We start from the raw sequence: 21,219 nt of genomic DNA on the forward strand, positions 1-21,219 counted from the left end.
GTTAACTTTATCGGCAAAGTAACTTAACATACTTTGCTGATGAAGCTAAGATACTTTGGAAGTACAGATAAGGTATTGGATTGTAACCGATTTTTCTAACTAATTTGAAATTTGTAAGGGAGGATTTATGCGAATAGTCCCTCCCTTACATTTTGTCTTGTTCAAATAGTTGGCTTTATTTGTCCTAGAACTTATTTCTTCAAGGCCTCCAAAACTTGAGGCATCATAGTACAGATATAATGTTCTTCTTTCGCTGTAAAGAAATTGCCATCGACTACGGAATCCTCATCTGTTGCTTGTCCTTTGCTAATGGCAGGCTTAGCCAACGGATGTACCGCTAGCTTCTTTCCTTCCGTGATTCCGGTGAAGTCGAAGAGCATAGCGGCAGCGCAATGTCCAATCATAATTTTACCCTTTTCCCCGAAATTCTTAATCACATCCATTAGATCGATATTGTATTGTTTGCTAGCGTTCTGCTGGAAAACAGGAACCGCATCGCCACAAGCGAATACCATTGCGTCGTATTCATCTTCATGCCCTTTTAAATTAGCGATCACATCGTCTACTGTCAAAGCTATGCCAGAGTTCGTTTTGATCTCTTTTGAATTGGCTACCGCATATACTTTATAAGTAATGCCATTCTCGAAAAATGATTCCAAATATTGGAACAAACCAAATCCATTTACTGGATTTACCGCTAAAACTGCTACTTTCTTTGCCATAATCGTAAATTATTAAGTGATACAATAGTTATTTTTCGTAAGTTTATTACTTTTGTGGCGTAAAAGTAAGCCCCTTTTTTAGAGAAAACAAGAAGGCACTTATAAATAAGGAACTTACATGGATGTAACCATTGTTGAGATTCAAGTAAATAGAAAAGGTTAAAAAATGAAAAACTTTCATCCGACGGGGAATTGCCCCGTGAGAGACGTATTGAGCCGGCTAGGAGATAAATGGTCTATGCTAGTGCTTATCACTTTAAGTGCTAACGGTACCATGCGTTTTAGTGATATCCATAAAACCATCGCGGATGTATCGCAACGTATGCTGACCGTAACCTTGCGTACGCTGGAATCGGATGGTCTGATCGAACGAAAGGTCTATGCGGAAGTTCCTCCCCGAGTAGAATACTGCTTAACGGAAAGAGGATTAAGTCTTATTCCCCATATCCAAGGATTGGTGGATTGGGCGTTGCAGCAGATGAGTGGTATTATGGAAAGCCGGGTTTTACATACGTCATGACTTGCTTTGGCATTAATCTATCCGCTAATTTTTTTGCTTTATCTAATTCAACCTTGAATCTGACAAAAGCGTGTATACAGCTGTTCGGGAGACGTATTAGCATCTATTAGATTAAAAAGGGCGAGGTACATCTGATCCCCGTTTTGAAGGTTTGCGTAAAGGTGGAAATATCTTTTTTCAGCTTTTGTCAAGATATTGACAAGCACTAATAATATGTATGTGTTATTCATGGAACTTTTGATATTATCAAGTGTTTGATATATAGTGAATATGAGAAATTGTATGATGCAAATATATCGATTTGGGTTTATCTACGATGAAGATTAATTGATGATTTTTATATTTTGGATCTTTTTATATTTGCGACATCGGTGAATGAATTTAAATTAACATGAAATCTGGTGTACCAAGCGGAATATATGATATTTTTGTTAAACGAATGATTAATAAGAGAAAAGCATGAAAGACTTACGGAATCATAATATATTGGTTGTTGGAAGTAGCAATACCGATATGGTCATAAAGACGAATCATCTTCCTCGTCCGGGGGAGACCGTATTAGGAGGAACATTTTTTATGAACCCGGGTGGGAAAGGAGCGAATCAAGCGGTTGCTGTTGCTCGGTTAGGGGGACAGGTCTCGTTTATTTGTAAAACAGGCAGTGATATATTCGGGCATCAATCCCAGCGGCTATTTGAGGAAGAGGGGATTGATACTTCCTATATTTTCTCAGATCCGAAGAATCCTTCCGGTGTAGCGTTGATTACGGTAGATGCCCATGCTGAGAATTGTATTGTTGTGGCTTCTGGGGCAAATGCGAATTTACTGCCAACAGATTTAGCGAAGGCAGAGGAAGCTATAGAACAAGCCGAGTTGATATTAATGCAGTTAGAAATACCGATGGATACTGTTGAGTTTGTCGCAAAGACAGCTTGGAAGAAAAATAAGCGAGTAATACTAAATCCGGCTCCAGCTCAACCTTTGTCGGCTGCGTTACTCCGCCATCTGTATATGATTACCCCGAATGAGACAGAGGCGGAGATGATCTCCGGCGTGAAGATCACGGATGAGGTTTCCGCAGAGAAGGCTGCGCGAGTTATAATGGAGATGGGAGTACAGAACGTAATCATTACTTTAGGTTCAAAAGGAGCTTTGATTTACTGTGATTCCATGGTAGATATGGTTCCTGCGATAAAAGTGGAAGCCGTTGATACTACTGCGGCCGGGGATATTTTCAACGGTGCTTTAACGGTTGCTTTGGCCGAGGGGCGGGATTTAAGGGAAGCCGTGAGATTCGCTTGCAAAGCTTCCGCCATTTCCGTGACTCGTGTGGGAGCGCAATCTTCCGCTCCTTATCGAAATGAGGTAGATATCTTTGATTAATCTAAAAAACAATCTAATATTATGAAACAAACAGTATTTGCGATGATAGCGGCTGCCTCTTTATTTATAGGGGCGACCTCATGTTCCCAACAACCCTCGGCAAAGGATCAAACGACGGTTCCCGCTGAGTTTACGATTAGTAAAGAAAAGTTGATGGATAAGATTAAGGGAGGTTGGGCCGGACAAACCATAGGCTGTACGTATGGCGGTCCGACGGAGTTCAAATATAACGGAACGATGATTCAGGAATACGTACCGATCGTATGGCCGGACGGGTATATCAAATGGTGGTACGAGAATGTTCCCGGATTGTACGATGATGTTTATATGGACCTTACGTTCGTAGATGTCTTTGACCGGTTGGGATTGGATGCTCCTGTAGACTCATTCGCCATGGCGTTCGCTACGGCAGGATATACGTTGTGGCATGCTAACCAGTCGGCACGTTATAATATTTTACAAGGGATCATGCCTCCGGCATCCGGTCATTGGCTGAATAACCCGCATGCGGATGATCTTGATTATCAGATCGAGGCGGACTATGCCGGACTGATGTCGCCGGGTATGCCGAATACGGCTTCCGAGATTTCTGATAAGATCGGGCATATCATGAATTATGGAGATGGTTGGTACGGCGGTGTGTATGTCGGGGCGATGTATTCGTTATCGTTTATCTCGGATGATATCGAGTTTATCGTGACCGAGGCATTGAAGACGATACCGGAGCAAAGTATCTATTATAAATGTATGAGCGATGTGATCCGCTGGCATAAGGAATATCCGGACGATTGGAAACGCACTTGGTTTGAATGTGAGAAGAAATGGAGCTCGGATATCGGTTGTCCGGATGGTGTTTTTGTTCCGTTCAATATCGATGCCGTGATCAATAGCGCATACATTCTTATCGGCTTGCTTTATGGTGAGGGAGATTTCTATAAAACATTGGATATCTCTACCCGTTGCGGACAAGACTCGGATTGCAACCCAGCCTCCGCGGGTGGTATCTTAGGAACAATCCTTGGTTATAGCCATATACCGGATTATTGGATGAAGAACTTGAGAGAAGTGGAGAATATGGATTTTGCCTATACGACCATCTCATTGAATAAGACTTACCAAATGGGCTTCGATCAAGCGTTGCAAGTGATAGAGCGCAACGGCGGTTCCGTTTCAGGTGACGAGGTGACGATCAAATGCCAGCAACCTGTAGCCGTTCGTTACGAGAAGGCTTTCGAGGGTATGTATCCGATAGAGAAAGTGGCGGTTAATAAGAATTTGCCCGATGTAGGAGAACTGCCTTTTGAGGGAACAGGCGCCGTATTCAAAGGCTTTGTGAACGCTAAAGATGATAAATACGTAGCGAAAGTAGAGATGTACCTAGATGGGGAGCTGGTTGAGACGGCGAACCTTCCGGCATCCTATACGACTCGTAGGAACGACCTGTTCTGGAAGTATCAGCTGCCCAAGGGAAAACATACGGCTACGTTTAAATGGCTAAATCCACGTAATGATGTCTCCGTTCATTTCAGCGAGATACTGATTTACTCGGATGCTCCGAAAGAGATTGTTCACCAATAAATTATAAAGATTATGAAGAAATCATTGTTTCTGATGGGCTTATTTGCCTTGTTGATTTCCTGTAAGGGAAATGTGTCGAAAAATATTCCTCAAACCGATAAGCCTCAACCGGTAAATCTTATTCTAGATACTGATTTAGGTCCGGACTATGATGATGTGGGCGCTATGGCCTTGATGCATGCCTTGGCGGATAGCGGTCAGGTAAATATCCTTGCGACTCTTTCCTCCAACCATGATGAGCGGGTGGTACCTTGCATTGAGGTGTTGAATACTTATTTCAACCGTCCGGACATACCGGTAGGGGCACCAAAGAGCGAACCGGGGGCCTCCTTGACTACTTGGCATAAAACGAAGTGGACTGACGAGTTACCCGCTAACTATCCGCATCATACGGCGAAGACTTCCGACGCTCCGGATGCTCTGAAGGTGTACCGTAAGATTTTGAGCGAACAACCGGATACCAGCGTTGTTATTTGTACGATTGGTTTCTTCTCTAATTTAAGGGACTTGCTTCAATCGGGAGCTGATGAATATAGCGATCTCTCCGGAAAGGAATTAGTCGCCAAGAAAGTGAAACGTTTGGTTTCTATGGCGGGCCTGTTTCCGGAAGGAAAAGAATTTAATGTGTATTGCGATGTCCCTGCCTCTAAAGTCGTAGCGGATGAATGGCCTACAGAGATTGTCTTTAGCGGTTTTGAGATCGGGAACGTAATCTTGACCGGAAAGAAACTGGTGCAAATGAACGTGGAGAACAGTCCTGTAAAAGATGCGTATGCCCTTTGTTTCGCGGAGGGAGACCCGGAAGGGCGCATGAGCTGGGATCATACGGCGGTATTGGTCGCTATAAAAGGTTATGAGCCTTATTTCGATGTAGAGCGAGGTACCTTTCATGTCGTAGATGATGAGGGGACTAACAATTGGGTGGCAAATCCCAATGGCCGTGATCTTCGTTTGATCGAGAAGATGCCGCCTACGGAGGTCGCTTCCTTGATAGAGAATTATATGATGCATCAACCATCTATTAAATAGTATTTTTATGTATATCGTACAAGATTATTCTTTAGCTGTCATATTCTGTGTCGTTACGATGCTTTGTTGGGGATCGTGGGGGAATACGCAGAAATTAGCCTCCAAGACTTGGAGATATGAGTTCTTCTATTGGGACTACGTGATTGGTGTCTTGCTCTTTTCTCTGATTTCCGGCTTTACCTTGGGCAGCATCGGGACGGAAGGACGCAGTTTCCTGCCGGATTTGGCGCAAGCGAATCTCGCTAGTTTAGGGAGTGCCTTTTTGGGCGGTATTATTTTTAATGCTGCCAATATCTTGTTGTCTGCGGCGATCGCCATTTGCGGATTGTCGGTCGCTTTTCCAGTAGGGATCGGATTGGCCTTGGTGCTAGGCGTATTGGTTAACTATTTCGGGGCGGCGAAGGGGGAACCGACTTATATCTTTATTGGTGTAGCCTTAATCACGATCGCCATCATCTTGAACGGCCTGGCTTATAAGAAAGCCTTGGTCGGTACCAAGAAAGTATCGGGGAAGGGGATCCTTATATCGGTTGTGGCCGGCGTGATCATGGCCTTTTTCTATCGTTTTGTCGCCGCTTCCATGGATATGGAGAATTTCGCTTCTCCGGCACCCGGGAAGTTGACGCCTTATACCGCCGTATTTGTTTTTGCCATAGGAGTATTTGTTAGTAATTTCTTATTTAACACATTGGCAATGAAACATCCGGTGGAAGGTAAGCCTGTCTCCATATCCGGTTATTTTAAGGGAGATATGAGTACGCATCTCGTGGGTGTATTGGGGGGTGTTATCTGGTGTATCGGTCAATCTTTCAGTATGATAGCGTCAGAGAAAGCGGGAGCGGCTATATCTTACGGATTGGGGCAAGGAGCCACGCTAGTCTCCGCTTTATGGGGCATCCTTATCTGGAAAGAGTTCAAGGGAGCGCCAGCCATTTCCAATCGTCTGAATGTCGGGATGTTTATTTTATTCGTGATCGGACTTGGGTTCTTAATTTATGCGGGAGCTTAAATAACGTTATTTTTATTTATTTCGGAAAAAACATTACCTTTGTTCTTGTTTCTTGTTTATGGGAGTTTAATAACGAAAAAAGACGATCTATGAAAGAAGAAGGTGATGTATTCAAAAAGTTCCGTGATTCCTTCAGCAGGATGGAGGGACATTTCCATATACTAGAACAGCGTGTGCCGGTTGAACTTCAGATGGAGTATTTCAAATACTCGGAAAACGTACGGAAGGAAAACCGGCCTCCCCGTCCCTTATCGGAGGATGAGTGCGAGACCCTGTACAACACTTTGTTGACGGAGGAAACCACGGACAAGACCGAGAAGAGATATTTGTTATCTCAATTGGCTACCTCGAAATCCGTCCGTGCGTACCGCTTGTTGGAGGAATACACCCAGCATCCGGACCCGGAAGTGACAGATTGGGCCTACATGGCTTTGATGGAGTCTCGTATCTCCTTAGAGTCCGATTTCTCCGACGAGAAACAAATTTATATCTCGACCGGCTTGGGAGGAAAAGGGGAGAAGCTGCGTTTCTATGTCTTGATGACGTCTAAAGGCAAGAAACCTTTCCAAGAATATCAGCGGCAGACAATCGAGCGGGAGTTCGCTTATTATCTGCCGAAAACGGACTGCGAGATCGAGCGTTTGACGATCGGTGAGCAGTATGTGGAGCTGGTGTTCTTGATCCCGGTACGTACGGATATAAAAGCCACGTTGGACCGGGTGATCAATGAATGTAACCAATACGGCGATTTCCTCTCGAATGTTTTCACGATCACGAATGTCAAGGAATTGACACCCGAGGAGATTTCCGAGATTATAAGTAAGAATGGAGACGATTAAGCAAGCTATTAAGTATGGTGTAGTCGGGTTGAGCAATACCTTGATAACGATGATTGTTATCTGGGTGATGATGAAACTCTTCGGATGCCGGGAAGGTTTATCTAACTTAACGGGATATGTGGCAGGCATATTAAACAGTTTCATCTGGAACAAGCAATGGACTTTCAAGGGAAGTTCCACCGGATGGACGAAAGGGGCGGTTCGGTTCACGATCGCTTTCATTATTTGTTATGCCTTACAGTACGGATTGGTACTGATCTTGAATTCCCGACTTACGATCGATCATTACTACAACCACTTGATTGGAATGGCTTTCTATACGGTGATTAATTTTTTAGTAAATAAGTTTTATACCTTTAAAGCTTAAAAGGCATGAAGAAGTTAGCGGTTATAGTCCCGTGTTATAACGAGGAAGCCGTGATCGAGGAATCGTATCGGCGTACGAAAGAGGTCTTGGTAAAGTTGCCGAACCCTACGGAGATTATCTATATAAATGATGGCAGTCAGGATAAGACACGTTCTTTGTTGGATCATATAGCCGCTACCGATCCTCATGTGAAGGTGATTCACTTCTCCCGGAATTTCGGTCATCAACCGGCGGTAACGGCGGGTATCAATAACTGTGACGCTGATTTGGCGATTATCATCGACGCCGATATGCAGGATCCGCCGGAATTGATTCCGGATCTGCTGGAAGTGCAGGAGAGAGAGGATGCCAACGTGGTTTATTGCGTCCGTAAGTCACGGGAAGGGGAGAGTCTTTTCAAGCTGTTCACCTCCAAGGCTTTTTACCGGGTGATGAATTATATGAGCGAGGTCCATTTCCCGCTGGATACAGGAGATTTCCGTTTAGTGGACCGGAAGGTGATGAATGAGTTCGACCGTTTTAAGGAACGGGGAAAATATATCCGTGGCTTGATAAGCTGGGTGGGCTTCCACCAAGTGCCGTTTTATTATGAGCGTGAGGCGCGTATCGCCGGCGAGACGAAATATCCGATTAGTAAGATGCTGAAATTCGCGTCGACGGCAATGCTTTATTTCTCGAAGAAGCCGTTGCGTTTGGCGATGAGTCTCGGGTTTATATCCGTATTGGTCGGTATAATCTTGGCGGTTTGGTTCACGTTGGGCAAGATCTATGGTTTTAGTAACGCCGAGGTTGGCTGGACTTCTATCATGACTTCCATTATCTTCTTTGGAGGTGTACAGTTATTGACGGTCGGCGTGTTAGGGCAATATGTCGGTATCCTCTTTGACGAGATCAAGGCCCGTCCCGAATACATTATTGACGAGAAGAAAAACTATTAAAAAACATCGGAGGCGAAATAAGCCGTTTTTCTATGATCTGAATTCTGTTCCATGATAAATGTCTTTTCATGATATACTTGTGATATGTAACATAAACAATTCGATATCCGGATAGTTTATACATAGAAGAGATTAATAAAACTTATGTGTCATGAAGTATAGAATAGAGAAAGATACCTTAGGTGAGGTGGAAGTGCCGGTGGACGTTTATTATGGGCCGCAAACACAACGGAGCGTGAATAATTTCAAGATCGCCACCGATATTAGCCGGATGCCCAAAGAGGTGATAGAGGCGTTCGCTTACTTGAAAAAAGGAGCGGCTTTGGCTAATAAAGACGCCGGCGTCTTGTCTCCGGAGAAATGCGAGTTGATCGGTAAGGTATGCGACGAGATCTTGGCGGGTAAATTAAATGACTCCTTCCCCTTGATCGTATGGCAAACGGGGAGCGGGACCCAGACGAATATGAATGTCAATGAGGTGATCGCCAACCGGGCGCATGTGCTGACCGGAGGAAAGCTAACGGATAAGGAGAAAGTGCTGCTTCCGAACGATGACGTGAATAAATCGCAATCCTCCAATGATACGTTTCCTTCCGCTATGCATATTGCCGCCTATAAGGTGACTGCGGAGGTGACGATACCGGGATTGGAGAGTCTGTATCGTGCGTTGGCGCTAAAAAGTGAGGAGTTCATGAAGATCGTGAAGATCGGGAGGACTCATTTTATGGATGCCACTCCATTGACATTGGGGCAAGAGTTCAGTGGCTATGCGGCTCAATTGGAATATGGTATACGGAAAGTAAAGGATTCCCTGTCGCATATCTCCGAGTTGGCTTTAGGAGGTACGGCGGTTGGGACTGGTATTAACGCCCCAGTCAATTATGACGAGTGTGTCGCTAAGAAGATATCAGAGTTGACTGGGCTTCCTTTTGTAACCGCTCCGAATAAATTCGAGGTCCTAGCTACCCATGATGCCTTGGTTGAGGCGCATGGAGCCTTGAAATCCGTAGCGGTCAGCTTAATGAAGATCGCGAACGATATACGAATGTTGGGCTCAGGTCCTCGTGCCGGTATCGGTGAGATCCATTTGCCGGAGAACGAGCCGGGTTCCTCCATCATGCCGGGAAAGGTGAATCCTACGCAATGCGAGTCATTGACGATGCTCGCCGCTCAAGTAATGGGTAACGACGTGACAATCTCGATAGCCGGCTCCAACGGGCAGTTCGAGTTGAACGTATTTAAGCCGGTTATTATCTCGAACTTCTTGCAAAGCGCCCGCTTGATCGGTGACGGTTGCCTGAATTTCAGCGAACGTTGCGTAAAAGGCATTACCCCGGTGAACGAAAACATCAAACGCCATCTGGATAGCTCCTTAATGCTGGTTACCGCCTTGAATCCGAAAATAGGATATTACAAGGCCGCCGCTATCGCCCAGAAAGCCTATCAAGAAAATAAGACTTTGCGGGAGGCGGCTATCGAGTCCGGTTATGTGACCGCCGAGGAGTTTGATCGTTGGGTAGACCCGTCCAAGATGGTAGGAGAGATTGAGTAGTGTCAAAACTGCTACATCTTCTCCCAAAAATGAAACAAAGAGTTAAGATGATAATGGATATTTTTGTACCGTTATCATTTTAATTCTTTGTATTATGAAGAGCACACGATGTATTTTGTCTATAATCTTAGGGTTGCTGGCCGGATGGCTACCTCTGGGTGCGGTTACCGTATTGAAGAACCTACAGGTTGAGTATCAAACCAATCCACTGGGAATTGATGTCAGTCAGCCACGTTTTAACTGGCAGATGGAGTCCGATCGCTATGGGGCCTGTGGGCAGGCTTATCGGTTATGGGTGGCCGATAGTCCGGAGCAATTGGCTGCCGGGTGTTATATCTATGATTCGGGAAAGGTTCTTTCCGGGGAATCGGTCGGCGTAGTTTATCAAGGAAAAGCATTGCAACCTTCCACTCGCTATTATTGGAAAGTTTCCGTATGGGATGAATCGGGAACGGAAATTACCTCCACCGAGCCTGCGTGGTTCGAGACCGGTCTTCTGGGTTCCGGATGGAGTGGCGCCCGTTGGATCGGCTCGTCGGAGACACAACTCTCCAAATATCGCTCGCATTATGTGATCGACTATGATGTGCGGGTTGCCGAGGGTAATGATAAAGCCGTATTTGTCTTTGGGTCGAGGGACGCTGATAATTATGTGTCTGCTGAACTGGACTTGAATGGTTCGGGGGACGCCCGTTTCATTTTACGTCATGCCACAGATGGAAAAACGACGCAAGATGCGGCGGAAAGTCTGGCCTCTATCATCCCAGCCTCGGATAAGCATAAGGTGCATCATATCCGGTTGAAGGTGACGACGGCCCAATATGCCTTGAAATATTTCGTGGATATAGAGATCGATGGAAAGACCTTGGTGAATTCCTCTTTGACTCCCGAGGAGAAAGACCGGAAGAGCCGTGGTGATTTCTGGGGAGGCAAGGAAGGGGCTTTCACCGTGTATCCTTATCCGGATGGAGAGTTGGTTTATCATTGCCGCTTGTACGCGATCGGTTTCCTGCAACCTAAAGGGCAGACCGCTACATTCTCCAACTTGCGTATCAGCGAGGATACGTGGAATACGCTTCTGTACAATCCTGCCGAGACTTATGTGGAGAAAGGGGAGGGAAAGCTCAATGTCTGGTATCCGGGCGAGAACGTATCCGCTCCCATGCTCCGGAAAGCGATAAAGATAGAGAAAACGGTCAAGAGCGCCCGTTTATATGCTACCGCTAGGGGTGTCTACGAGTTCTCGGTGAACGGGCGGAAGGTTGGAAAGGATTATCTGAATCCGGGTTGGACGGATTACCGTTACCGTATCATGTATAATACGTATGATATAACGGATTTGCTACGACCAGGCGATAATGGTATCGGGGCGATGTTGGGCGCCGGATGGTGGAGCGAGCATAGCGGTTTCCTTACCGGTTGGCAGGATCAATACGGAACCCGCCAGTCCTTATTGGGAAAGATCGTGATCGAGTATGCCGACGGTACTCGTGAGACGATCGTTACGAATGATAGCTGGAAATGTTATGACCGGGGACCGATCACTTTTAACGGCCTTCAGAATGGAGAGGAATACGATGCTCGGAAAGAGGTGAACGGCTGGGATGCTCCGGGTTTTGATGACTCGTCATGGAAACCGGCGACCTTATTCGCCGCCCCTCCGGTAAATGTGGAGATCCAAGGATATGTAGGCAGCCCGATACAAAATAATGTGACCCTGACCGCTCAGTCCATGGTAGAGCCTATTCCCGGCGTCTATGTCTATGATATGGGGCAGAATATGGTCGGTGTTCCCCGTCTGACTTTCAAGGGAAAGGCCGGACAGGAAATCACGATCCGTTTCGGGGAGATGAATTATCCGGAAACGATCCCTACCGAACCTGTCGCCCCGTACACGATCGCGATGTATAAGGAGAAGAAAGGGCAAGTCTATACGGATAATTACCGGAGCGCCCTTTCCACAGATCGTTATATCCTGAGAGGGGATGCGGCGGGTGAGACGTATGAGCCTCGCTTTACGTTCCATGGTTTCCGTTACGTGGAGATTCACGGGTTGGACAAGCCGTTACCCTTGGAGGCGGTGAAAGGGATCGTGCTGGAATCTATCGGTGCGCGGACGAGCGGTTATGAGACGTCGGACGAGCGTGTCAACCGTTTGTTTAATAACATCATTTGGGGCCAACGGGGTAATTTCCTGTCGGTTCCGACCGATTGTCCGCAACGGGATGAGCGTATGGGCTGGACAGGGGATGCGCAGGTATTTGCCCGTACGGCTACTTATAATATGAATGTCGATCCGTTTTACACCCGTTGGCTCTACTCGGTCCGGGATAATCAAGGAGATGACGGTAGTTACGCGAACTATATACCCGTAGTCGGTTTCCCGCCTCACGGCGCGGAGGATGGCGGAGGTGCCATGGGATGGATGGAAGCCGGCGTGATCGTACCGTGGCAAATGTATCAACAATACGGAGACGTGCGTATTCTGGAGCAGCATTACGCTTCCATGGTCGCTTATATGGATTATTTGGAGCGTCGTGCCGTACGCTATGTACAGCCCTTCGGTGGTTTCGGCGATTGGCTGGCTATCGAGCCGACGAATTCCATGTTGACGAACACCGCTTACTCCGCCTACGACGCTTTGATTATGGAGCAGGTAGCGAAACGTTTAGGGAAGGACGCGGACCAAAGGCGTTTCCGTACTTTCTACGAGAACGTGAAGAGGTCTTTTAACGACCTGTTTGTAAACGAGGAAGGACGCACGTTCGCCCCGACGGTGGAATCTATCTTTGGTAAGGACTCGCAAGTAGGTATGTGGCCCGGAACGGCGGCTACCGAGGCGAAGATCGTGGATACGCAGACCTCATACGTGGTTCCTCTCCAGTTCGATCTGTTCAATGAGAAAAACAAACCCTTGGCGATCCGGCATCTGGTAGAGAATATCAAGAAACATAATTATACGCTTACCACTGGCTTTATCGGTACGCCTTACCTGAATTTGGTATTATCCGACAATGGTTATGACGATGTCGCCTATAAGCTGTTTGAGCAAACCGCCTATCCTTCATGGCTATACCCTGTCCTGCAAGGCGCTACCACGATTTGGGAACGTTGGAATTCCTACACGTTGGTAAATGGCTTCGGCCCTGTGGATATGAACTCTTTCAACCATTATTCGTATGGCGCTATCGAGGAGTGGATGATAGCTTATACCTTGGGTATCCAGCGGGATGAGGAACAACCCGCCTATAAGCACATCATCCTTCAACCCCGTATCGGCGGAACCTTCTCGTTCATCCGGGGTCATTACGATTCCGCCTATGGCCGTATCGAGAGTGGATGGCAAATCCAAAAGAAGGGCTATATATACGAGGCAACCATTCCCGCTAATACGACGGCTACCTTATATCTGCCCGCCAAATCGGAGAAGTCCGTTCGTATGGAGAAAGGGCAGGAGGGGATCACGCCCGTGGGATTGAAGGATGGGAAGGCTGTGTACCGATTGGGATCGGGGAGCTACCGGATATACGTGGATTGAATATTTCCCAAATATCCCGCCCGCGTCGGGTGTGCGGTCGAATCTTGGAGAAATGCGGGACCTCGCGCCGGGTGCGCGGTCGAATCTTGGAAAAATACGGGGCTTGCGTCGGGTGTGCGGTCGAATCTTGGAGAAATATTGGACCTCGCGCCGGGCGCGTGGTCGAATCTTGGAGAAATACGGGGCTTACATCGGGTGCGCGGTCGAATCTTGGAGAAATGCGACGCTTCTCACCCGGTGTAAGGTCAGATTTTGTAAAAACGATAGTGCCCGGCCTTTTTAAAATCTGTACATTCGCGCAAAAATAAATAAGAACATTGTTCATGATTGTTTAATTCTAATTAGATCAAGCGAGAATGTCAATACGAAAATCGGATCGCATTATCAGCGTGGAGCACGTATCGAAGTATTTTGGCGAGAAGGCCGTGCTGAATGATGTAAATTTACAGGTCCGCAAGGGCGAGTTTGTAACCATTTTGGGGCCTTCCGGTTGCGGAAAGACTACCCTGTTGCGTTTGATAGCCGGCTTCCAGACGGCCTCCGAGGGCGTTATCACGATGTCCGGGAAGGAGATTACGCAGACGCCGCCGCATAAACGTCCCGTAAATACGGTATTCCAGAAATATGCTTTATTTCCACATCTGAATGTGTACAATAATATCGCCTTTGGCCTGAAGCTGAAGAAACTTCCTTCCGCCACGATCGAGAAGAAAGTGAAACAGGCGTTGAAAATGGTAGGGTTGACAGACTATGAGGATCGGGATGTCGATTCCCTTTCCGGTGGCCAGCAGCAACGTGTGGCGATCGCTCGCGCTATCGTGAATGAGCCGGAGGTGTTATTGCTGGATGAGCCGTTGGCGGCCTTGGACTTGAAGATGCGCAAGGACATGCAAATGGAATTGAAAGAGATGCATAAGTCCTTAGGCATTACGTTCGTGTACGTGACCCACGACCAAGAGGAAGCGCTGACGCTTAGCGACACGATCGTTGTCATGAGCGAGGGAAAGATCCAGCAAATCGGTACCCCGATCGATATTTATAACGAGCCGGTCAATTCGTTCGTCGCTGATTTCATCGGTGAGAGTAACATCTTGAACGGAACGATGATCAAGGATAAGCAAGTCTCTTTCGCCGGTCATGAGTTCGAGTGCGTGGATGAGGGATTCGGGGAGCAAATGCCGGTAGATGTCGTGTTGCGCCCTGAGGATATTTACATCTTCGAGCCGTCGGAGGCGGCGATGCTGACGGGTACGGTAACCTCCTCCATCTTTAAGGGCGTGCATTATGAGATGATGGTGCAAACCCCGAACGGATACGAGTTCATGGTACAGGATTACCACCCGTTCGAGGCGGGTAGCGAGGTCGGGCTTCTTATCAAGCCTTTCGATATCCATGTAATGAAGAAAGAGCGTATTTGCAATACCTTCGAGGGAAAGCTCATCGACGCTACGCATGTGGAATTCCTAGGCTGTACGTTCGAATGCAAGGAGGTAACCGATATAGAGCCAAATACGCCTGTGAAAGTCGAGATCGATTTTAAAGATGTGATCTTGGAGGATAACGAGGAAGACGGTCGCCTGACCGGAGAGGTGAAATTTATCCTCTACAAAGGCAACCATTATCATCTGACCGTGTTTACGGATTGGGACGAGGACATCTTTGTCGATACCAACGATGTATGGGATGATGGAGACCATGTCGGCATAACGATCGCCCCGGATAAAATTCGAATTATTCATGCTTAAAAAGGGAAGGAAGTGATCAATACGTTTTCTGCATTTTTTATGAGACGAAGGAACTGGACCATTCCTTATGTCCTGTTCTTGGCCATCTTTGTCGTGATACCGCTCCTCTTGATCGTGTATTACGCCTTTACGAATGACGAAGGGATGTTTACCTTCGCCAATTTCCGTAAGTTTATGATCCATCCCGAGGCGATAAACACCTTCGTGTATTCAGTCGGGATCGCTTTGATAACGACCATTCTTTGTCTGCTGCTGGGATATCCGGCCGCTTGGATATTGAGCCAAGCCCGATTTAATACTTCCCGTACGATGGTCGTTTTGTTTATCCTTCCGATGTGGGTCAATATCTTGATCCGTACGTTGGCTACCGTGGCTTTGTTCGATTTCTTGAATTTCCCGCTGGGAGAGGGGGCCTTGATCTTTGGTATGGTGTACAACTTCCTGCCCTTTATGATCTACCCGATTTATAATACACTCCAGAAAATGGATCACAGCTTGATAGAGGCGGCGCAAGACTTGGGGGCGAATCCGTCGCAGGTATTTATCAAGGCCGTATTCCCACTATCGATGCCGGGAGTGATGAGCGGTATCATGATGGTGTTTATGCCGACCATCTCTACGTTTGCCATCGCCGAGTTGTTGACGATGAACAATATCAAGCTCTTCGGTACGACCATACAGGAGAATATCAATAACGGTATGTGGAACTACGGGGCGGCGCTTTCTCTTATCATGTTGTTATTAATCGGAATCACGGGATTGTTCAGCAATGAGAGCAGTGATTCGGCGAATGAGGGAGGGCTTATCTGATGGTGAAATATTTAGCTAAGGGATATCTATGGGCTTTGTTATTATTGCTCTACTCGCCAATCTTGATTATCATGATCTTCTCGTTTACGGAGGCGAAAGTACTGGGTAACTGGACCGGGTTCTCCACGAAATTATATAGCTCTCTTTTTGCCGGCAACGTACAACATTCGTTGGTCAGCGCACTTTGGAATACGTTCGCTATCGCCATGATAGCCGCTACGGTATCTACCTTGTTGGGGAGCGTAGCCGCTATCGGGATCTTTAATTTGAAGGCAAGGGCCCGCAATGCCGTGAGTTTTGTCAATAACATCCCGATGTTGAATCCGGATATCATTACCGGTATTTCCTTGTTCCTGTTGTTTGTCAGCTTAGGGATCTCTCAAGGTTTGACGACGGTCGTGCTGGCGCATATCACGTTCTGTACGCCGTATGTGGTATTAAGCGTCATGCCCCGCTTGAAACAAATGAACCAGAATATCTACGAGGCGGCGTTGGATTTGGGGGCGACTCCGTTTCAGGCCTTGCGGAAGGTGATCTTCCCGGAAATCCGTCCGGGTATGATCAGTGGCTTTATCCTTGCCTTCACGCTATCTATCGACGATTTCGCCGTGACCATATTTACAATTGGTAATGAGGGCTTGGAAACCCTTTCCACCTTTATCTACGCGGATGCCCGGAAAGGAGGTTTGACCCCGGAACTGCGTCCCCTCTCAACGATTATATTCGTAACCGTGTTAGTATTGTTGATTGTTATAAATAAACGTGCTGAGAAAGCGAAGCGAGCGTAAATGAAAATGAAGAAATTTATATCGATTCTGTCTGTTTTGGCCCTGCTTATGGGGCTGTTCACTTCTTGCGGGCGCTCGGACGAGGAGAGAAGCAAGATCTTGAAGATTTATAACTGGGGAGATTATATCGACGAGGACGTCCTGACGGATTTCCCGAAATGGTATAAGGAACAGACGGGTGAGGAAGTCCGGATTATCTATCAGGTCTTTGATATCAACGAGATCATGTTGACCAAGATCGAGCGGGGACATGAGGATTTCGACTTGATTTGCCCTTCGGAGTATATCCTTGAGCGCATGCTGCGGAAAAATCTCTTGCTACCGATCGACCGTAATTTCGGGAAGACACCGGATTATATCGACAATGTCTCTCCCTATATCCAAGAGGAACTGAATAAGTTAAGTCAGCCGGGCCGTAAGACTACCGACTACGTGGTTCCTTATATGTGGGGAACCGCCGGCCTGTTGTATAATAAAGCCGATGTCTCGAGGGACGAGGTAATGTCGTGGAAATGCCTTTGGGACCCTCGTTTCAGGAATAAGATCTTGATGAAGGATAGTTATCGTGACGCTTATGGAACCGCTATCATATACGCCCATGCGAGGGAATTGGCGAATGGTACGATCACGGTGGAGCAATTGATGAACGATAGCTCCCCGGAAATGATCGCTATCGCCGAGGAATACTTAAAGAAAATGAAACCGAATATCGCCGGTTGGGAGGCCGATTTCGGTAAGGAGATGATGACGAAAGGAAAGGCGTGGCTGAATTTCACTTGGAGCGGCGACGCGGTCTGGGCCATGGAAGAGGCGAGTGCCGTAGGCGTAGATCTGGGGTATGAGGTTCCTTTGGAGGGTAGTAATATCTGGTACGATGGTTGGGCGATCCCTAAATACGCTCGCAACGTGAAGGCCGCCAGTTATTTTATGGACTATCTATGCCGTCCGGACATCGTCAGCCGTAATATGGAAGTGACCGGATATGTCAGCACCGTGGCTACCCCGGAAATATTGGCGGAAAAGATCGATACGACGCTGACCGAGTTCTCGGACGTAAGTTATTTCTTCGGACCGGGAGCGGAGCGTATCCAGATAGACCCGGCTCAATATCCGGACCGGAAGGTCGTGGAACGTTGTGCCATGATCCGTGATTTCGGGAACGAGACGGAGGTGGTTCTGGAAATGTGGAGCCGGGTAAAAGGTGACAATCTTAACTCTTGGATTGTTATATTGATATTCGCTGTTTTCGGCTTGTTGTTTGTCTGGGTCGTTTACAAGCGGATCAATCGTTATCAACAGAAAAGACGACATCGCAGACGTCGTAGCTGGTATAAAAAGAAATGATATGGAAGGCATAAAGAACTTGATTATAGACTTGGGCGGTGTGCTTATTAACCTGACTCGCAACCGTTGTATCGAGGCTTTCGAGAATCTGGGCGTGGAGAATATCCGGGAACAGATCACGAATAACTATCAACATAAGGACTTGTTTGAGCGATTAGAGTTGGGAACGATTTCGGTGGAACAGTTTCGCGATGATATTCGTGCCTTATCGGGAAAGCCCCTGACGGACGAACAAATCGACACGGCATGGATCGCCATGTTGGGAGACGTCCCGGAAAATAAGTTGCGTTTGCTATTGGAGCTTCGTGAACGCTATAATACGATGCTTCTGAGCAATACGAACGAGCTTCATTGGAAATGGTCCGAAGATACCTATTTCTCTTATCAAGGTCTTTGTGCCCAAGATTTCTTCCATAAGATTTACCTCTCTTACGAATTGCATATGCTGAAGCCGAACGCGGATATTTTTGAGTACGTACTGAAGGACTCGAATCTTTTAGCCGAGGAGACTATGCTGATTGATGACGCTTCCGTGAATTGCCGGGCGGCTGAATTATTGGGAATGAAGTCCTATATGCCGCAGCAAAGGGAGGATTGGTCGCATCTATTCAAATGAAGGCCGGTCATTGTTTGGTCCCGGCCTAAATGTCTTTAACCTTTAGGATATTATACGAGGTACCAAGATCATACACATCATTCCCGTCTACTTTCTTGATGTACTTTACGACACGGATGGTGACGGGAAGGATGATAACCTCGTACAAGGATTTAAGTACCGCCTGCGTCCCGATCATGATAAGCAATTCTCCGGCCGGGATCAATCCGGCGAAGGCGATCGGGAAAAAGATCAGGGAATCGGCGCTCTCACCGATAAGGGTAGATACGATCGCTCGTAACGAGAAATTCTTTCCGTTGGAGGCGATTTTCATTTTGCTCATCACATAGGCGTTCAGGAAAGAACCGGCCAAAAACGCTATCAAGCTGGCGACCGCTATACGTGGGGCCATCCCGAAGACGAAATTGAAACCTTCCTCCCCCTCCCAGAAAGGGGCGGCCGGTAATAATACCGCCAATTGCGCGAAAGCGATCACTAGGAAATTAGAGGCGAAGCCACTCCAGATAATTAGCCGTGCCTTCTTGAATCCCCACACTTCCGCTATACAATCATTGATGATATACGAGATCGGGAATACGATCAAACCTGCGGTAGCCGTTATACCGCCTACTTGCACTACTTTTGTCTCTAAAAGATTGGACGCTACAAGGCATATATTAAAAAGTATACCTAGCAGCATGAAAGGTACTGTAACTGTTTTTTGCATGTCTTCTTGTTTTTAACGAGGTTTATCAAGCACTCGGGACGCGAAGGTACGAAAATTCTTATTAAAAACGATGGGTATAGCAGATACCGATCGCATGGCGGTAATTCACGGGATCGTCTACATTAAATATATGGTAGCGATAATAGAGTTGGAGGTTATTGTTCGGGTTTAGTTGGTAATTACTTCCTGTGGAGAAACGGATCTTATCGGACCGCATCTTATTTCGCGTATCATTGAAGACCTCGGTGTAGGCAAAAGGACAGAAACCACTCTTGCGGATCTTATAGGAGAGGGTCAGCATCGAACGCAGATAATTCTTGGGATGTTCGGCGTGAACCTTATAGGTACTTTGAAAACGTTCCCGGACAGAGAGGGTAAAACGTCCGGCCGAATAAGTCCCCGTAGCGTAGAGATAATATCGGTTTCGTAACTCGTCGGATGCCTTGTATCGTGCTAGAGACATATATCCGCTTCCTGCCAGAAGATATTTATTAAACTTGTAGTTTACCTCAACGGTGGTGAGGAACCATTCCGCTTCCTTAAAGTCATCTCTCGGACGGATGTCCTCTTCTACAAGAAAGGAAAAATGCTTATAGATTTTTCCGCATAGGCTCGCCTTGAAATACACACCTGCGCCTTCCATTCCGTATAGGGATGAAGTGCATCCTATTATAAAGAATAGGATCAGATAAATAGATCGTTTTGTATATGATGTGTTTTTCATGTAGAGTGACTTCCGATGCAAAAGTAGTGTTTTTGGATGTAATACCAACGCCTCAGGATATTATATCCGATTTTTCTTATATTTGTCTCCTATTAACTATCAAATTCGAATACATGGAAAACATATCAAGAAGAACGGCTATCAAGACATTTTTAGCTGGAGGCGTGGCTTTGGCGACTACAGGTATCGAGGCGGCAGCCGCCGCGAAAAAGAAAACAGACGTGAAGGAACCCTTGAAAGGAAATGTCCGCCACTCCGTAAGTAAATGGTGTTTCGGCGATTATAAGCTGGATGAGTTCTGTGAGATCTGCAAGCATATAGGGATTGAATCCGTTGAGTTGCTGGACCCGGTAGATTGGCCGATCGTACAAAAACATGGCCTGACGGTGGCGATGGCGCAAGGGGCCGGGCTTGGAATAGATCGAGGTTTCAATGATCCGGCCTTGCATGACGAGTTGGTCGCCAGTTATGAGAAGGTGATCCCGATGGTGGCGGACGCTGGATTGACAAACTTGATTTGCTTCTCCGGCAGACGTAATGGCGTAACGGACTTGCAAGGCTGGGAGAACTGCGAGAAGGGGTTGAAGCGCCTTATCCCGTTAGCGGAGAAACACAAGGTCGTCTTGACCATGGAGCTTTTGAACAGTGTCGGTCATAAGGATTATCTGTGCGATCATACGGTTTGGGGTGCGGAGCTTTGTCGCCGTATCGGTTCCCCTAATTTTAAGTTACTATATGATATTTATCATATGCAGATCATGGAGGGGAATATCATCGAGAATATCCGGAAATACCATCCTTATTTCTCGCACGTACATACCGGTGGAAGTCCGGGCCGTGCCGAGATCGACGAGACGCAGGAACTTTATTATCCGGCTATCATCAAGGCTCTTATGGAGACAGGCTATAAAGGCTTCGTTGGGCAGGAGTTCGTCCCCGCCCAAGAAGACAAGATCGCTTCCTTGGAGAAGTGTATCCGTATCTGTGATGTATAGGGCTATTTAGTAATAA

At 46.8% G+C, this 21,219-nt stretch carries 19 protein-coding genes; 16 read left to right on the forward strand and 3 right to left on the reverse strand.

The features are described from left to right. Positions 1–191: 191 nt before the first annotated feature. Complete coding sequence (locus NBH16_RS15130; RefSeq protein ID WP_022191891.1) at positions 192–722, reverse strand: DJ-1/PfpI family protein; 531 nt, start codon at positions 720–722, stop codon at positions 192–194. A 166-nt stretch (positions 723–888) separates the two neighbouring features. Here NBH16_RS15130 and NBH16_RS15135 point away from each other — a divergent pair, with 166 nt between their 5' ends. The 15 genes from NBH16_RS15135 (at position 889) to NBH16_RS15205 (ending at position 18,778) form a co-directional block, all read left to right on the forward strand. Further along, entirely contained in the window at positions 889–1,242 is a 354-nt protein-coding gene (locus NBH16_RS15135; RefSeq protein WP_005858079.1) for a winged helix-turn-helix transcriptional regulator, read from the forward strand. Positions 1,243–1,701: 459 nt separating this feature from the next. Continuing rightward, positions 1,702–2,625, forward strand: coding sequence for a ribokinase (gene rbsK, locus NBH16_RS15140; protein ID WP_211737382.1), 924 nt, complete (start codon positions 1,702–1,704; stop codon positions 2,623–2,625). A gap of 21 nt (positions 2,626–2,646) precedes the next feature. After that, complete coding sequence (locus tag NBH16_RS15145) at positions 2,647–4,203, forward strand: ADP-ribosylglycohydrolase family protein (RefSeq protein WP_211737383.1); 1,557 nt, start codon at positions 2,647–2,649, stop codon at positions 4,201–4,203. Positions 4,204–4,215: 12 nt separating this feature from the next. Next, complete coding sequence (locus NBH16_RS15150; protein WP_005866371.1) at positions 4,216–5,232, forward strand: nucleoside hydrolase; 1,017 nt, start codon at positions 4,216–4,218, stop codon at positions 5,230–5,232. A 7-nt stretch (positions 5,233–5,239) separates the two neighbouring features. Next, positions 5,240–6,241, forward strand: coding sequence for a GRP family sugar transporter (locus NBH16_RS15155; RefSeq protein WP_005866373.1), 1,002 nt, complete (start codon positions 5,240–5,242; stop codon positions 6,239–6,241). 89 nt (positions 6,242–6,330) lie between these two features. Then, positions 6,331–7,080: a hypothetical protein gene (locus NBH16_RS15160; RefSeq protein WP_005866375.1), complete on the forward strand. Its 750-nt coding sequence runs from the start codon at positions 6,331–6,333 to the stop codon at positions 7,078–7,080. After that, entirely contained in the window at positions 7,067–7,447 is a 381-nt protein-coding gene (locus tag NBH16_RS15165; protein WP_005858065.1) for a GtrA family protein, read from the forward strand. Before NBH16_RS15160 ends, NBH16_RS15165 begins: the two co-directional genes overlap by 14 nt. Before the next feature lie 5 nt (positions 7,448–7,452). After that, positions 7,453–8,385, forward strand: coding sequence for a glycosyltransferase family 2 protein (locus NBH16_RS15170; RefSeq protein ID WP_250788829.1), 933 nt, complete (start codon positions 7,453–7,455; stop codon positions 8,383–8,385). A 151-nt stretch (positions 8,386–8,536) separates the two neighbouring features. Beyond that, on the forward strand, positions 8,537–9,937 hold the full coding sequence (fumC, locus tag NBH16_RS15175; protein ID WP_250788830.1) for a class II fumarate hydratase: 1,401 nt from the start codon (positions 8,537–8,539) through the stop codon (positions 9,935–9,937). Between the two features lie 94 nt (positions 9,938–10,031). Next, the gene (locus NBH16_RS15180) at positions 10,032–13,475 is read left to right on the forward strand and encodes an alpha-L-rhamnosidase (RefSeq protein ID WP_250788831.1); all 3,444 of its coding nucleotides are present in this window, start codon (positions 10,032–10,034) and stop codon (positions 13,473–13,475) included. 356 nt (positions 13,476–13,831) lie between these two features. Next, positions 13,832–15,220, forward strand: a complete 1,389-nt coding sequence (locus tag NBH16_RS15185; RefSeq protein ID WP_121956415.1) for a polyamine ABC transporter ATP-binding protein — start codon at positions 13,832–13,834, stop codon at positions 15,218–15,220. Between the two features lie 12 nt (positions 15,221–15,232). Then, complete coding sequence (locus tag NBH16_RS15190) at positions 15,233–16,030, forward strand: ABC transporter permease (RefSeq protein ID WP_005858055.1); 798 nt, start codon at positions 15,233–15,235, stop codon at positions 16,028–16,030. Further along, complete coding sequence (locus tag NBH16_RS15195; protein WP_005858053.1) at positions 16,030–16,818, forward strand: ABC transporter permease; 789 nt, start codon at positions 16,030–16,032, stop codon at positions 16,816–16,818. The genes NBH16_RS15190 and NBH16_RS15195 overlap by 1 nt, the downstream gene beginning before the upstream one ends. Before the next feature lie 6 nt (positions 16,819–16,824). Then, positions 16,825–18,162 carry an ABC transporter substrate-binding protein gene (locus tag NBH16_RS15200; RefSeq protein WP_121772514.1) on the forward strand — a complete coding sequence of 446 codons (1,338 nt, stop codon included), beginning with the start codon at positions 16,825–16,827 and terminating at the stop codon, positions 18,160–18,162. 1 nt (position 18,163) lies between these two features. Further along, positions 18,164–18,778, forward strand: coding sequence for an HAD family hydrolase (locus NBH16_RS15205; RefSeq protein ID WP_005858049.1), 615 nt, complete (start codon positions 18,164–18,166; stop codon positions 18,776–18,778). A 25-nt stretch (positions 18,779–18,803) separates the two neighbouring features. On the opposite strand, the gene NBH16_RS15210 is transcribed toward NBH16_RS15205, so the two are convergent. Beyond that, positions 18,804–19,484, reverse strand: coding sequence for a queuosine precursor transporter (locus NBH16_RS15210; protein ID WP_005858047.1), 681 nt, complete (start codon positions 19,482–19,484; stop codon positions 18,804–18,806). Between the two features lie 61 nt (positions 19,485–19,545). Beyond that, entirely contained in the window at positions 19,546–20,208 is a 663-nt protein-coding gene (locus tag NBH16_RS15215) for a DUF2490 domain-containing protein (protein WP_011966546.1), read from the reverse strand. A gap of 113 nt (positions 20,209–20,321) precedes the next feature. Between NBH16_RS15215 and NBH16_RS15220 the strand changes: the two genes are divergently transcribed. Beyond that, positions 20,322–21,203 carry a hydroxypyruvate isomerase family protein gene (locus NBH16_RS15220; RefSeq protein ID WP_009017162.1) on the forward strand — a complete coding sequence of 294 codons (882 nt, stop codon included), beginning with the start codon at positions 20,322–20,324 and terminating at the stop codon, positions 21,201–21,203. Positions 21,204–21,219: the final 16 nt, after the last annotated feature.

Source organism: Parabacteroides sp. Y3-G-102 (assembly GCF_023656845.1).
GTDB lineage: Bacteria > Bacteroidota > Bacteroidia > Bacteroidales > Tannerellaceae > Parabacteroides > Parabacteroides distasonis.

Excerpts from the sequence above, each read along its gene's own strand:
- NBH16_RS15145 (WP_211737383.1), top strand. The coding sequence starts at position 2,647 with ATGAAACAAACAGTATTTGCGATGATAGCGGCTGCCTCTTTATTTATA.
- NBH16_RS15200 (WP_121772514.1), top strand. The coding sequence starts at position 16,825 with ATGAAGAAATTTATATCGATTCTGTCTGTTTTGGCCCTGCTTATGGGG.
- NBH16_RS15185 (WP_121956415.1), top strand. The coding sequence starts at position 13,832 with ATGTCAATACGAAAATCGGATCGCATTATCAGCGTGGAGCACGTATCG.
- NBH16_RS15210 (WP_005858047.1), bottom strand. The coding sequence starts at position 19,484 with ATGCAAAAAACAGTTACAGTACCTTTCATGCTGCTAGGTATACTTTTT.
- fumC (WP_250788830.1), top strand. The coding sequence starts at position 8,537 with ATGAAGTATAGAATAGAGAAAGATACCTTAGGTGAGGTGGAAGTGCCG.
- NBH16_RS15195 (WP_005858053.1), top strand. The coding sequence starts at position 16,030 with ATGGTGAAATATTTAGCTAAGGGATATCTATGGGCTTTGTTATTATTG.
- NBH16_RS15155 (WP_005866373.1), top strand. The coding sequence starts at position 5,240 with ATGTATATCGTACAAGATTATTCTTTAGCTGTCATATTCTGTGTCGTT.
- NBH16_RS15165 (WP_005858065.1), top strand. The coding sequence starts at position 7,067 with ATGGAGACGATTAAGCAAGCTATTAAGTATGGTGTAGTCGGGTTGAGC.
- rbsK (WP_211737382.1), top strand. The coding sequence starts at position 1,702 with ATGAAAGACTTACGGAATCATAATATATTGGTTGTTGGAAGTAGCAAT.
- NBH16_RS15130 (WP_022191891.1), bottom strand. The coding sequence starts at position 722 with ATGGCAAAGAAAGTAGCAGTTTTAGCGGTAAATCCAGTAAATGGATTT.
- NBH16_RS15135 (WP_005858079.1), top strand. The coding sequence starts at position 889 with ATGAAAAACTTTCATCCGACGGGGAATTGCCCCGTGAGAGACGTATTG.
- NBH16_RS15220 (WP_009017162.1), top strand. The coding sequence starts at position 20,322 with ATGGAAAACATATCAAGAAGAACGGCTATCAAGACATTTTTAGCTGGA.
- NBH16_RS15150 (WP_005866371.1), top strand. The coding sequence starts at position 4,216 with ATGAAGAAATCATTGTTTCTGATGGGCTTATTTGCCTTGTTGATTTCC.
- NBH16_RS15160 (WP_005866375.1), top strand. The coding sequence starts at position 6,331 with ATGAAAGAAGAAGGTGATGTATTCAAAAAGTTCCGTGATTCCTTCAGC.
- NBH16_RS15215 (WP_011966546.1), bottom strand. The coding sequence starts at position 20,208 with ATGAAAAACACATCATATACAAAACGATCTATTTATCTGATCCTATTC.
- NBH16_RS15170 (WP_250788829.1), top strand. The coding sequence starts at position 7,453 with ATGAAGAAGTTAGCGGTTATAGTCCCGTGTTATAACGAGGAAGCCGTG.
- NBH16_RS15205 (WP_005858049.1), top strand. The coding sequence starts at position 18,164 with ATGGAAGGCATAAAGAACTTGATTATAGACTTGGGCGGTGTGCTTATT.
- NBH16_RS15180 (WP_250788831.1), top strand. The coding sequence starts at position 10,032 with ATGAAGAGCACACGATGTATTTTGTCTATAATCTTAGGGTTGCTGGCC.